Raw genomic sequence first — 13,900 nt, forward strand, 5'->3', positions numbered from 1 at the left:
ACCCGGGTTTCGGCCCTAGGGGCCTGCACCCAGGCTACTTATCTTTTCTTAAATTTATCCACGCGGAGATGACAAGTAGTTAATGAGGATAATATAAGTCAACTTAGCCATCAGTAAGCGTAGCAACTGTCTTGAATTTTAATTCAAGACAGTTGCTACGCTGGTTATAATTTTTCACAGGATAACCCTCGTTTAGCGACAAAGAAGTCTGTATCTTTTTTATCTCGAACTCACGTTAATTTGTTAAGCTAATTCTTATGATGGCTGCAATAGCAAAAGGGAGAAAAGAGCTACAGAGTAACGAGATAGCTAACAAAATAGCTAAATTCCCGGTTATTTGTGAAAATTCAAACATCTCTAAGCTACTGCTACCAAATATCATAATAGGCAAGGTTAATGGCAATAGAATCAATGCCATCATAATACCTTTTTGCTGTAATTTAATACTAAATGCAGCGGCTAACGAACATAAGGCTAGGATTGCAGGGGTACCTACAATTAAGCTGCTGATTAAAATGATTAATTCTAGTTCAGAAAAGTGGAAAAATAAGGCCAAACAAGGGCAGAAAATTAATAAAGGTAACAGTGTTAATAACCAATGCACCGTCAATTTAGCACCAACGATTATTGTTAAAGAATAGCCTGAAGTAAGCCATTGTTCAATGACTCCTTCTTCATAATCTTGCATGAACAATCGATCGGATGCTAGCAACATGGCCAATAAGACAGCAACCCAGATGATGCCAGGTATAACCTGCTTAAGCATATCTAAATTGGGAGGAATAGTTAAAGGAAAGAATACTACAATCATTATAAAAAAAAGGACTGCATTAATTAATAAACGAGGTTGACGCATATTTAATAATAAATCGCGTCTAAATTGTCTTTTAAAACACTGCCATGGCGTTAACATAATTGATATTCCTGACAATATTTAAAATTTTTAGGTAAAACTTGATGTGATGTCATAATGATTAAACCACCATGAGCAAGATGCTCGCTAAAACAAGCTGATAAAATTTCAATGGATGTACTATCTAGAGCAACTAATGGTTCATCCAATAACCATAAAGGTGCTTTACTCATTAAAAGCCGCAGTAGTGCTACACGCCGTAGTTGTCCTGCTGACAGCTGCGAACAAGGCTTATCTGCTAAATCTTGTAATGAAAGAAGTTTAAGGAATTTCGATAACGAGGAAGCAGGATGTTGCCATTGTAAATCTAATAAACAATTTTCTTTGACTGTTAATTGGCTACTTAAACCTAATTTATGCCCTACATAACATAAGCTTTGCTGATAATTAGCTAAATTGTTATAAATTGAGCGACCTTGCCAATGGATATCGCCCTTTATAGGCTGCAATAAACCGGCTAACAATTTCAATAAAGTCGTTTTTCCTACACCATTGCTTCCTTTTAGATGCAATAATGTGCCAGGTTTAATACTAAATTGAATATTACTTAACAATGGCTTTTCTTCGAAATCAAAATAAATAGAGCAAATTTCAAGCATAAAGTGTAATAATAAGTAGGACTATGAGACTATATAATGCCTTTAATAGGGCTTGCAAACATTAATTTATGTTTTATCCATTAAAGAGGGTAAGTAATTAAATTAATTTAGTTCTTAAATGATAATCAATTCAAGCAAAACACTTGCACCAAAGAGCAGTCACTGTGATAATTATTTCCTTTTTTAATCAAGGGCAGCCATGGATTTTCTCGCACAATATGGTTTATTTGCTTTAAAAGCGCTGACAAGTGTTATTGCAATCTTGTTACTCTTTGCAGGATTGTTAGCTTTGGGCAAAAAAAATAAGCCTAAACTAGAGATTACGCCACTTAATAAGCAATATAATGAGCTTAAACAGCGTATGTATCATGAGATAAAAGGTCATAAATTAAAAAAAGAGAAGAAAAGTAAAAAAGAAAAGAATCTAAAAGAAAAGCCATCTTTATATGTTATTGATTTTCATGGTGATATTAAGGCCTCACAAGTTGAGCAGTTACGTGAAGTAATTACTGCCATTCTTTCTATCGCCCAAAAAAATGATGAAGTTGTTTTACGCTTAGAAAGTCCGGGAGGTTCGGTCAATGGCTATGGGCTTGCTGCCTCTCAACTTCAGCGTATTCGTGACAGGCAAATACCTCTTACAGTCTGTATCGATAAAGTTGCTGCAAGTGGCGGTTATTTAATGTCTTGCGTTGCTAATCGAATCGTGGCGGCTCCTTTTGCTGTAATTGGCTCCATTGGTGTCGTTGCACAATTACCAAATTTTCACCGTTGGCTTAAGAAAAAAGATATCGATGTTGAGTTAATAACAGCTGGTGAATATAAACGTACATTAACAATATTAGGTGAAAATACTGAAAAAGGACGGAAAAAATTTCAAGAAGAGATTGAAAAGATTCATCATGCCTTTCGAGACTATGTATTTGTTCATCGTCAACAACTTGATATTGATCAAGTATCTACAGGTGAACATTGGCTGGCCACAGATGCTTATAATTTGAAGTTAGTTGATTACCTTAAGACAAGCGATGACTACATTATTGAAAAAATGAATGATTTTAATATCTTTAAGATTAATAAACCGAGCAAACCATCAATTACAGAAAAGCTATTTAAACCAGCACTAAGCTTCCTAAAACCTTGGTAAATAGATTTTGTTACAGTGATTAAAAACTAAAGGCGCCTTAGGCGCCTTAAATCGCTTACCTTTGTTGGTCAGATTTTTTATCCCAACTTGAAGCTTGTCTACCACCTTGTTGGCCTTGTTGACCTTGTCGACCTTTTTGGTCATTTTGTTGACCTTGTCTTTGGCCACCTTGACCACCTTGACCACCTTGGCCACCTTGACCTGGTTGACCTGGTCGGTTGTTGTTTTGATTCATATTTTGTCTTTCCATAGTATATCTCCTTTTTTTAAGTGGTGTTTTAACCATAGTTTAAGATTTCCAAAATGGCAAATTAGTTTTTAATTTAAATTAAAAATCTATTTAAATCACTAGAGGTTATATTTTTCAGGCAATTTTCTGAGAGTTATGTATACTTTAAGAATAAGAAATAGATAGCATGGAGTTGATTATTATGAGCGATTTTAAATCTAAGTTACCTAGTTTTCAGGAACTTACTCATATGGCAGGTAAGCTATTTAAAGATGTGAAAAATAGTGTTTCTGAACTTATCGATGAATATAAACAAAAACGATCTGAAACTGCGCAGTCTGACAATGCGAACTCAACAGTTTCTTCTAATGATGTTACGTCTGATCGCCCTACAACGACAACGTCTACATCTGGGCCTAATGACATACATCATGATAAAGGTACAACTAACCCGCCAAATCCTACAACTCCACCAGGCTCTAGCTCAACGCAACCTCTTAATAACAGCACGGCGGAGGCTCAAACGGTAGAACCTCTTGATGAGCTTACACCTACAGACGCGGGTGTAGGCTATCAATCTACAGAAAAAAAGACGACTAAGCGGAAACAAAAAACTGCCCCCACAGAAAATAATCTTGATAATAAAGAAACAACTAAGCCGTCTAGTGCCGACGTAGAGATAGAACATCATGTGGATGAGCAAAAACCTCTAAAAGATGATGTGTTATAATTTATACTTGCCTAGATCTGCAATTTAAGCTCTCTCTGGGCGAGTTAAACCATATTTACGCATCTTTTCAACTAGGGTAGTACGACGCATATTTAAATAATGAGCAGCATGCGCTACTACCCAATCTGATTCTTCTAAAGCTTGGCTAATTAATGCTAACTCCGTTTTCACTAAGTGTTCTTTTAAATTAATTCTATCAACACAAGCGCCTTGATTAGCTTTTTGCAATAATGTTTCACGCTCAGTATTTAAAACCCCTGTAGCAACTGAACTAACATCATCTGCCCGGAAACGACGTGGCAAATCATCAACATCGACAATATCATTGGGATATAAAATAGTTAATCGTTCAACTAAGTTAGCTAATTCCCGTACATTACCAGGCCAATTATACTGCGCTAATGCATTAAGAGCCGCTGGCAGCAATCTAACTCCTGGACGGTGTTCACCTTCAATTTTAGAGACTAAGTCATTAAACAATAGATGTAAATCTTCTTTGCGCGCACGCAATGGTGGCACCTCAATAGGAAAAACATTTAAACGATAAAAAAGATCTTCTCTAAATTTACCCTCTCTAATAGCTTGTTCTAGATTACGATGGGTAGCCGCAATAATCCTTACATCCACAGAAATACTTTTATTACTACCGACTCGCTCAAAGCATCGTTCTTGCAGAACACGTAATAACTTCACTTGCATTGCTAAAGGCATATCACCAATTTCGTCAAGAAATAGTGTGCCTCCGTGTGCTAGTTCAAATCGACCTTGTCGTGAGGTAATTGCACCAGTAAAAGCTCCTTTTTCATGACCAAACAGTTCACTTTCTAGCAATTCAGCTGGTATGGCCCCACAATTTATAGGAATAAAAGGCTTATTAGCCCGCGCTGATAAAGCATGAATATTACGTGCAATGACTTCCTTACCAGTACCAGACTCACCTAAGACTAAAACACTTGCTTCTGTCTTTGCTACCTGGCCAATTAATTTTCGCACCTGACGAATTACTTCACTGTTGCCTACTAAACTACGAAATAAGGGTGTACGATTTTCGTAAGCGATTAAATAGTTAATGCTTTCTAAAGCAATTTGACACTTATGCAGCGCTTCAAGAATCTGAGTATAAGTAAAGGGGAAATTAAGAACAGCAATAACATTACTGAAGTCCGCCGGTACAGTAAATACCGGAGGGCCTATTAATATAACAGGCAATTTTGGCATTGTTTTTTTTAAATTCTGTAAAACTTCTATCGTCTTTTCAATAGAAGTATGTGCACCTACAATGATAATTCTCGTATTTCTAGAACAAATTTCAAAGGGATTTCTAGTATCAGCCCAGGAATTTGGCTTTTCCAAAAATTCCATTATTGTGATAAGTTTATCGCGACGTTCTTTATTCTCATCAATGATTAATATTTCCTCATTGATATGCATAACCTATCCTTGAGAAAGTAGAGTATTGTTATTCTTTGAGTATTAGTTAACGAATCTAACCTGTCAAATAAATGACACAAATATAAGTCCTGCAAATAAATTTGACTATTTTGAAGCTGACTCTTCAGGCATAAACGTCACTAACGGAAACAAGTTATGTGAGTAAACGCATGACAACATTCTTTGCCAAAACAAAGCTTTTGGTTACCTATTGCTTTTGTAGCTGCGACATGCTTCTGAATTGAATAACTACTTACTTGTAAATATCCCATACGTCGACAAAAGGAGTAAGCAGCTCGACGACCACACCCGCGCAACCCGTCATAGCACCAAGCAACACGATATTCGTTATAGCGTGGGTAAACAAAACGACGATAACGATAATGGTAGGCTTTTGGTGGCTTATGTAACAAAAATCCTACACAACGAATTGTTTTAAATCCATTACATTGCCAACCTTTACAGCGTTTAGGACAGGAAATGTAATTAGTTAATCCTACATTATGCGCAATTCGTTGTTGATCAGCACGCGCATATCCCATCATCTGGCAATATCGATTAGCTACAGGAAAACCACAATTAACGCCACCGACCATACAATAATCTAAGCGCTGGCCATGGTAATAAGGTTGCCAAAAATTACGATAGAAAAGTTGTGAACGCTTCACTGCATAAGCACTCTGCATTAGCAGTAGCAATAAAATACAAAGTAAACTTTTATAGTAAACATTTTTTTTCACAATCTGAAAATCCTTATAAACGTAAATCCAACGTTATCTTATGAACCTATTACTCATTAATGCTTCATAAATGCCTGTTATAACAGAATTAAATCTGGTTAACTAGACAAATGATAGTTACTATTAGCTATCTATTTAACTACTCATCGTAGCTGATGGTGATAAACAAAAAAAGAATTTTTCATTAAAAATAATATTAAGTTTCACTAACTCATTAATAATTTAAAACAATATTTGGTATACCTAAAACGTCTTTAAGTGAATTAATGACTTCATCTGTCGGCGTTATCCACCATTGTTGTGGTAAATTCAGTAGCGCTTGTGCCCTCTCATTATAATATTTTATTTGTACAGCACATTGACCAGGGCTAGAAGATAAAATGGTTCTTATCTTGGCAATTAATGCGCTCTCAATGGTCTTATTTAAAATAAGAATCAACGAGTTAGCAAAACGTGTTCGTGCCTCTGCAATAGAGAAGAGTTGATTAGCTGCCATCCTAGCATTTCCGCTAAATTCATCCTGAGCAACTTCCCCTTCAGCAAAAATCATCTGGCCTACTTGTAGTGGTGTTTCTAATGCTTCATAGATTTCTGAGAAAATAACAACATCTATTTTGCCTGTTGCATCTTCCAAGGCAGCAATGATTAATTTCTTACCTCGTTTGGTAATGATTCGTTTTAATGAAGTGATTAGACCACATAGACAAGCTTTTTTAGCTAATGAGGTATTTAGTCGAATAACCGGTGTAGTATAAGCTTTAAATTCATCCATATATTGTGTAGCTGGATGACCAGTTAAATAAAACCCTAACGTTTCTTTTTCGCCCTCTAGTCGTTGCCTAGCTGGCCAAGGTTTGCACTGACAATACACTTCCTCGTCACTCTCTGTTTCTTCAAATAAAGAAAATAAATCAGATTGCCCTGTTGTTAGATTCTGCTGTGCTTTATCTGCCAACTTTAACGCTTTTTCAAGCGATTCAAACAGAGCTGAGCGTTCTACTTGCCAATCATCCATAGCGCCACTTTTGATTAATGCTTCTAGAACACGTCGATTGACTTTACGTAAATCAAGACGACGGCAAAAATCAAATAAACTTTTATAAGGCCCATGCTGTCTTTCATTGACAATACCAGAAATAGCTGACTCTCCCACCCCTTTTATTGCACCTAATCCATATAAAATAGTCTGCTCTTTGGTGACGGTAAAAGTAAAGTTAGATAAATTAACTGATGGTGGTAAGACTTTTAAATTCATCTGCTTACTTTCGTTAATAAAATTAACTACTTTGTCTGTATTATCCATATCTGAAGATAATACGGCGGCCATAAAAGCGGCTGGATAATGCGCTTTTAACCATGCTGTTTGGTAGGCAACAAGTGCATAAGCTGCTGAATGAGATTTATTAAAGCCATAGCCCGCAAATTTTTCCATTAAATCAAAAATGTAGGTCGCTGTTTCTTTTTCAACGCCTCTTGCAACGGCACCTTCAGTAAAAATAGCACGCTGTTTAGCCATTTCCTCTGGTTTTTTCTTCCCCATTGCCCTTCTTAATAAATCTGCAGCACCTAGCGTGTAATTTGCTAGAACCTGGGCGATCTGCATGACCTGCTCTTGGTATAAAATGACGCCATAAGTAGGCTTTAGAATAGACTCAAGATCAGGGTGAGGGTATTCAACTTTTGCACGCCCATGTTTACGATCGATAAAGTCATCTACCATGCCCGATTGCAAAGGTCCAGGGCGAAAGAGAGCGACTAACGCGATAATGTCTTCAAAACAATCAGGCTGTAGGCGATTAATAAGCTCTTTCATGCCGCGAGATTCTAACTGAAATACCGCCGTAGTTTGGCAAGCTTTAAGTAGATTAAAGGTCGCATTATCATCAGTAGGTATTAAAGCAATATCAATTTCTTCTTCTTGATTATCCCGCTTTTGTTGATTAATGATTTTAAGCGCCCAATCTATAATTGTTAGAGTACGTAAGCCTAAAAAATCAAATTTTACCAAACCTACCGCTTCAACATCATCTTTATCAAACTGACTTACAATTTGCTGCGAACCTTCTTCACAATAGATAGCAGTAAAATCAGTAAGCTTAGATGGAGCAATCACTACACCGCCCGCATGTTTACCTGCATTACGAGTAATTCCCTCTAATTTTAAAGCAAGATCAATAAGCTCTTTAACTTCCTCTTCTTCTTGATAGCGCACCCTTAATTCTTCTTCATCCTGCAAGGCTTTTTCAAGTGTGATACCAATTTCAAAAGGAATTAATTTAGCGATTTTGTCCACAAAACCATAAGGATGTCCTAGGACGCGCCCTACATCGCGTACCACAGCTTTGGCTGTCATCGTACCAAAAGTAATGATCTGAGAAACACTCTGTCTACCATACTTTTCTGCAACATAGTCAATAACCCTGTCTCGCCCTTCCATACAGAAATCAATATCAAAATCAGGCATAGATACGCGCTCAGGATTTAAAAATCGCTCAAAAAGTAAATCATAGAGTAAAGGGTCAAGATCTGTTATTTTAAGCGCATAGGCTACTAAAGAACCTGCGCCAGAACCACGGCCCGGCCCAACAGGCACTCCATTTTGTTTTGCCCACTGGATAAAATCAGCAACAATTAAAAAGTATCCTGGAAAACCCATGTTATTAATAACATCAAGTTCTAACTGTAGACGTTTATCATAAGGAATACGCTTAACTGCAATTTCTTCAGGCGATTGATGACGAAAAATTATTGCTAAGCGCTCTTCTAGGCCTTTCTTTGATAATTGTGATAAATAACTTTCAACAGTAAAATTAGCAGGAATAGGAAAGGTAGGTAAAAAATTGTTTCCTAAATCTAATTTAACTGTACAACGCTGACTAATCTCTACAGTATTTTGTATTGCTTGTGGTAAGTCTCTAAATAAGGTAACCATTTCTTCTGCTGAACGCAGATATTGTTGTGGACTATATTCTTGGGTACGTCTTGGATCGGCTAATGTGCATCCTTGATGGATGCATACCCGTGCTTCATGGGCGTCAAAATCATCTTTATCTAAAAAACGTACATCATTGGTAGCAACAATCGGAAGATTTAGCTCTTCAGCAATACTTACTATGCGTTCATTATAAAATGATTCTTCTGGCCTTCCTGTTCTTTGAATCTCTAAATAGAAACGATTTGGAAACAGCTTGGCAAAATAGCGACTTAATTCATAAGCTTGCGCTAGATCATCAGCCAATAATGCTCTCCCTATAACGCCCTTACTACCACCTGATAAAACAATTAAACCTTCAGCAAACTCTTCTAACCATTCGTATTGAATACGTGGCTGGCCTTGATATTGACCTTCTAAATAAGCTTTAGAAATTAAACAAGTTAAGTTGCGATAGCCTATATTGTTTTGACAAAGAAATAATAGTGATGAATAAACAGTAGGCTGATCTTGAAAACAACAGGGAAGATCACTACCAAGAATAGGTTTTACACCATTATCCACAGCTGCTTTAAATACTTTGACTGCGGCAAATAAATTACAAAAATCCGTAATGGCAACTGTATTCATCCCCCGGTTAACAACTGCTTTCATTAAAGGTTTAATACAAACTAACCCATCAATTAGAGAAAATTCTGTATGTAAACGAAGATGAACGAACTGCGATCGCATAAGAGAAGTAGTCCTAAATTATAACTAAATGCTTAAAATTGCTATTAAAAACTTTAGCTATAGTGATCATTAACAATTACCGAAATTTATTTTCTTGTAAAACTCGTTGTGCAACATTAGCTATTAAAGCATCAGCACAGAATAACTTAAATAAGGATTTAACATTGCCAAAATCCTATTGTAATTAATCCTCTTGTTTATGGGTAGCCTTTGTATCAAGATTTACAATGATTAATTTAAAGAATTTTTTGCTATTTTTATAATAAGCAAGAAAAACTTAATCTTAATTTTTAATAACATTTTGCAAGTATTAATAAATATTATAACTTTTTGACCACTAAACTCATAATTAAAGGCCACCATGATTATAAAAATCGTTATTGCTTTACTTATTATTATTTTAGAAGCCCTCGTGGTTAGAAAGATCACTACTTCAAAGCGTAATGTTCAGGCAGAATCTAAGACTACTGATTCGAGCAAAGAAACAGATAATTTTAATCGCCCTTCTTTTATGAATACGGCTCTGCTTAATTTACGCTCGCAAGGGGAGCAATACCTCTTTATTGGTGGTTATAAAAAAGCAGATAAATTATTCTTAATTAAAAATGAGAGTTTAATTGATGTTTCTAAGCAAACAGGCTTGAGAGACGCTTCTAATATTACTTACTGCGCCATAGCGGCTGATGTGAATAAAGATGGTTTACCTGATTTATTTGTAGCTCAGGAAGATGGATTTTATTTATATGAGAACCGGCAAGGTATATTTAATATCAAAAAACTCAATATTGAAATTGAAAAAGACCTAATTCCCATTTCTATGGCTATTGCCAATTTACAACAAACAGGCTGGGTTGATTTGTTTGTAACTGCTTACCGTAAAACAACTAACGATAGGCAACTAATTGATCATTATCAAAGTTTCCTATTTAAAAATAAGGGCAATAATAGCTTTGAAGATATTAGCCAAGAACTAAAAATTGATTAGACTTCTTCGGAAACTCTACTACAGAGGCGCATTGCTTCGTCGATATGGTGCTAGAATTCTCATGTACTCAAGTGTACACTCCGGTTCTGCGCGCCGTGTCTTCTCGCACTGCACCTCTGTAGCGAGTTTCCAAAGAAGCCTATTCTTTAAGTCGATGAAATGCATTAATTTGCTTAAAAGTATAATAAAATCAGACTGGCTTATTAATAAACATTGCGCATTTGATTTAAAAATTTTATAATTTGCTTTAATTTTGACTTATTTTCATCAAATGATGGGGCGTCTATCTTGCTTAATTTAATTAAATTATTGAGAAATAAGCTGTGTTTTCTCATTCTTTTAGGTATTAATTTTAGTGTTTATGCTGGATTAGCTGACTTATCTCACCTACAACAGGCCTACCCCGAATATATAAAGTCTATCTCTAAGGATTATATTGTTTGGGCCGATGATACTTACATGGATGCTACAGACGGAAAAATTAATAAAACGCCGCAAGAGAAATTAGATTCACCCTCATTAAATGATCAAATCGAAGATGTTTGTTACGAACCTGGAATACCTCGAACCTTTAAAACTTATCAGCCAAAAAATGATCCGGGCCGTGTACGATATGAGCCTTTTTTTCGTAAAATGTATGGCAATTCGGAAGAGGAAGTAAAATCACATCTTGTAACGATTTATTGGATGCCAAAACTATTTGGCAGTAAATATCCTCTTCTAGTAACAACGGTTAATCATGTTAATCAAAAACTACAAAAAATATCGCAAGAGTTAGAGAAGCTTGTTGATAAACATCCAGAATATATACCCTTTTTAAAAAATCCAGGTGGTACTTTTAAATGGCGACTGATTGCCAATACAAATCGCTTGAGTAATCATAGCTTTGGAATGACTATAGATATTAATGCAGATAAATCAAATTATTGGCAATGGGATCTTAGAGACAAGGGCGAACCAGTTACAGAAACAACACCTTTAACTTACCATAATAATATTCCCTGGGAAATTATACCCATTTTTGAAAAATACGGCTTTATTTGGGGAGGTAAATGGTACCATTATGATACGATGCACTTTGAATATAGACCCGAATTGATGATTTCTTGTTAAGTGATATCTATATTCAAAAATTTGCTTTTTATTTTAGTTTGGGTTTTAGATACATTCTAAAATTGGTTTAAACGTGAGTATTGGGAGCGGTGTATTTTAATGTTTCAATACATTGCACAAACCTATGAGAGATACAGCCATGATGGAGCTCGCGCCTTTACTAACATTAAAACAAAGATTGCATTTACAACAGAAGATATAAATGACGCAGAATTTATTAGTAAAATGTTAGGTACACGAACTAAGAAAATAATAAACAGAATAATATCGAATCAAATCAAGGTATTAGTGAGAGCAAGAATGTAAATTACCAAGCTATTCCACTGATGCGCTCTGATAGATTAGTGAAAATGCCAGCTTATAATGATTCATAAATTATTATACAATAATATTGTCGTCTATCTTTCACAGCGTAATAGCGGCACTTGCTACGTTGTACCTGTTAAAAATAATTTTGAATATAGAATAAAAAAGGCAATATGAAGTCAACATAATTTTTAGAAATAAGGAATTCATATGATTATGGCAAAACACCGAGTCGTCCGTATTTAGAAGAACAAAAGGCTTCGCAGGTAGGTATTCTTAAGATCCTTTCTATTGCTGGAGTCTGTGATAGGGATTAAATTGGGGAGTTTTCAGTAGGATAATAAAATTAAACCAGACTTCTTCTCTCACTAAGGACTAAGGGCCGGGGTTAGGAGGCACCATTGACTTTAGTGCAGCATTAGTTCTATCGCGCAGGTCGATGACGTCATAATCATCACTTAATAAGAGCTCAGCAACTTTGGGATGCGACTTTGCAATGAGAGCTAAGGGATCTGGGATGTCATGAGTATACCTTTTCCCTGTTGCGTCTAAGCAATTTTGGGTCTCGTACTGTTCTTTCTTATAACCTTCCTGATGTGGTTGGTGATAATCTCCATATAAACTTTGGTTGAGTTTTGTAGCTAACTCGGGTGTTTGTACTACTACCATTGCTATATTTTCATCTTGATCTGCTAAGAAAAAAAGGTCATGAGGATTGAGACTGTCTAATACTTTAACAACTATATTTTCTAATGCCTCTGTAACCGCTGCCTTTTTAGCTGCCTTACTCAGATCTTGGAAAAATCTTCGGTTTACCTGCGACCATCTTGCAGTATCTTTTGGCTCTAAAAATTGATTAATTAAAACTATCATCTCGGGAGGTAAGTCATTTAAAGATAGTTTACTTTTTGATTCTTTCATAATTATCTCCTTTAAGCTCAAAGAGTGTAGAAGCTTAGCAACAGTATATACTATTAAGTCAATTTGCACTAATAATATTCATTATAGTAGATAGTAGCGTTCCAGGTATTTGCAATAAATAATGTAAAAGAGTATTTGAGCTTTTATTACTGCGGTTTGAAGTCCAGATGTCCGAAAACGGGTGATGCCTCTAACTTGTTGATATGATAAATTGCTCTCTAATTATAGAAGAGAGGATAAATTGAACCACTCAAATTATCTATAATTAAACTAATTGCAAATTGCGCATAAAAAAATCATTACTGGGGTTAGTTCGACTTTAAGAGGCTAAATCATCCTAATCAACCTAACCAAGAAATCTACTTATCATGAGTAAAAGGTAGTCTACCTTCTTAAACCTGAAATATTTATAAATTTGTACACCAGCACTTTAAATTTCTAAACAACCTAATAGGGGTTTATGTCAACTCTAAGCGAATGGCTAAATAAGTCGAGAGCGCAAAGAAAATAGCGTACATGACATGAATTGCAATGGGTATAAGATATTTTCCAAATTTAGGTAAAATCATATAAAAAATAAAGATTCCGGTTAAGATTACAACAGGATTAAAAATTACCATCCAAGTCGGATAAGAGGTTGTCCCCTGCCAAACTAAATAAATAAAACAAACAGATAACACTTGCAAAATAAAGCGTGTGATTTCTAAAAAAGTTTTGTCATAGGATTGATAAATTTGCACTAAAGAGTTTAAATCTTTAGTTGTTATCTGTTCTTGCACAATTAAACTAAAAATTGTCCTTAAACTAACCCATGCTAATTGAATAATAAAATTATAAACTGCTAAAAATACGATAGCGACAACTAGAATTCCAGTACTTGGCGATAACATTTTATATAGATGCCAAAAGCCTAAACTATAAAAGGGCGCTATAAGTACGACAATAAAGTAACCACTTTTTAAATAATTCTTAGATTTAGTTAAGCTAAGTTGTGGAGAGTCAAGGTTATTTTTTTCAACACTATTCTGTAAAAAAGACTCCCCTATTCCTACTAAAATTGCCGCAATGCAGCCGATAAACCCTGTAAGAATAAGGGCATCCATTCTCATTAAGTTTCTCCAG

At 35.4% G+C, this 13,900-nt stretch carries 13 protein-coding genes; 5 read left to right on the forward strand and 8 right to left on the reverse strand.

All coding sequences use genetic code 11. The annotated features are described in order from the left end of the window. Positions 1–235: 235 nt before the first annotated feature. Complete coding sequence (gene ccmB / locus ACQUW5_RS06450; RefSeq protein ID WP_444990401.1) at positions 236–913, reverse strand: heme exporter protein CcmB; 678 nt, start codon at positions 911–913, stop codon at positions 236–238. Then, a complete protein-coding gene (gene ccmA / locus ACQUW5_RS06455) occupies positions 907–1,512 on the reverse strand; it encodes a cytochrome c biogenesis heme-transporting ATPase CcmA (RefSeq protein WP_444990402.1) in 606 nt (201 codons plus the stop codon). The genes ccmB and ccmA overlap by 7 nt, the downstream gene beginning before the upstream one ends. A gap of 199 nt (positions 1,513–1,711) precedes the next feature. On the opposite strand from ccmA, the gene sohB reads away from it, so the two are divergent. Further along, a complete protein-coding gene (sohB, locus tag ACQUW5_RS06460) occupies positions 1,712–2,659 on the forward strand; it encodes a protease SohB (protein WP_444990403.1) in 948 nt (315 codons plus the stop codon). Positions 2,660–2,714: 55 nt separating this feature from the next. Here the strand turns inward: sohB and ACQUW5_RS06465 are convergent, their stop codons facing one another. Further along, positions 2,715–2,909 carry a hypothetical protein gene (locus ACQUW5_RS06465; protein WP_444990404.1) on the reverse strand — a complete coding sequence of 65 codons (195 nt, stop codon included), beginning with the start codon at positions 2,907–2,909 and terminating at the stop codon, positions 2,715–2,717. Between the two features lie 181 nt (positions 2,910–3,090). On the opposite strand from ACQUW5_RS06465, the gene ACQUW5_RS06470 reads away from it, so the two are divergent. Then, on the forward strand, positions 3,091–3,618 hold the full coding sequence (locus ACQUW5_RS06470; RefSeq protein WP_444990405.1) for a hypothetical protein: 528 nt from the start codon (positions 3,091–3,093) through the stop codon (positions 3,616–3,618). A 24-nt stretch (positions 3,619–3,642) separates the two neighbouring features. On the opposite strand, the gene ACQUW5_RS06475 is transcribed toward ACQUW5_RS06470, so the two are convergent. The 3 genes from ACQUW5_RS06475 to dnaE all read right to left on the reverse strand — a co-directional run bounded on the left by ACQUW5_RS06475 (position 3,643) and on the right by dnaE (position 9,453). Beyond that, the gene (locus ACQUW5_RS06475; RefSeq protein ID WP_444990406.1) at positions 3,643–5,049 is read right to left on the reverse strand and encodes a sigma-54 dependent transcriptional regulator; all 1,407 of its coding nucleotides are present in this window, start codon (positions 5,047–5,049) and stop codon (positions 3,643–3,645) included. Between the two features lie 140 nt (positions 5,050–5,189). Next, the gene (locus tag ACQUW5_RS06480; protein WP_444990407.1) at positions 5,190–5,789 is read right to left on the reverse strand and encodes a hypothetical protein; all 600 of its coding nucleotides are present in this window, start codon (positions 5,787–5,789) and stop codon (positions 5,190–5,192) included. Between the two features lie 214 nt (positions 5,790–6,003). Then, positions 6,004–9,453 (reverse strand): DNA polymerase III subunit alpha, encoded by a 3,450-nt coding sequence (gene dnaE / locus ACQUW5_RS06485; RefSeq protein ID WP_444990408.1) that lies wholly within the window; start codon positions 9,451–9,453, stop codon positions 6,004–6,006. A gap of 361 nt (positions 9,454–9,814) precedes the next feature. Here dnaE and ACQUW5_RS06490 point away from each other — a divergent pair, with 361 nt between their 5' ends. The 3 genes from ACQUW5_RS06490 to ACQUW5_RS06500 all read left to right on the forward strand — a co-directional run bounded on the left by ACQUW5_RS06490 (position 9,815) and on the right by ACQUW5_RS06500 (position 11,857). Further along, the gene (locus ACQUW5_RS06490) at positions 9,815–10,438 is read left to right on the forward strand and encodes an FG-GAP repeat domain-containing protein (RefSeq protein ID WP_444990409.1); all 624 of its coding nucleotides are present in this window, start codon (positions 9,815–9,817) and stop codon (positions 10,436–10,438) included. Positions 10,439–10,726: 288 nt separating this feature from the next. After that, entirely contained in the window at positions 10,727–11,551 is an 825-nt protein-coding gene (locus ACQUW5_RS06495; RefSeq protein ID WP_444990410.1) for a M15 family metallopeptidase, read from the forward strand. 99 nt (positions 11,552–11,650) lie between these two features. Beyond that, a complete protein-coding gene (locus ACQUW5_RS06500) occupies positions 11,651–11,857 on the forward strand; it encodes a TraM recognition domain-containing protein (RefSeq protein ID WP_444990411.1) in 207 nt (68 codons plus the stop codon). A gap of 375 nt (positions 11,858–12,232) precedes the next feature. Here ACQUW5_RS06500 and ACQUW5_RS06505 read toward each other — a convergent pair whose 3' ends face one another. Together ACQUW5_RS06505 and ACQUW5_RS06510 are read right to left on the reverse strand one after the other, a co-directional pair. Then, positions 12,233–12,778 (reverse strand): F-box protein, encoded by a 546-nt coding sequence (locus ACQUW5_RS06505; RefSeq protein ID WP_444990412.1) that lies wholly within the window; start codon positions 12,776–12,778, stop codon positions 12,233–12,235. A gap of 458 nt (positions 12,779–13,236) precedes the next feature. Continuing rightward, a complete protein-coding gene (locus tag ACQUW5_RS06510) occupies positions 13,237–13,887 on the reverse strand; it encodes a DUF6796 family protein (protein ID WP_444990413.1) in 651 nt (216 codons plus the stop codon). Positions 13,888–13,900 lie beyond the last annotated feature (13 nt).

The sequence above is a fragment of the Legionella pelazae genome, assembly GCF_052527395.1.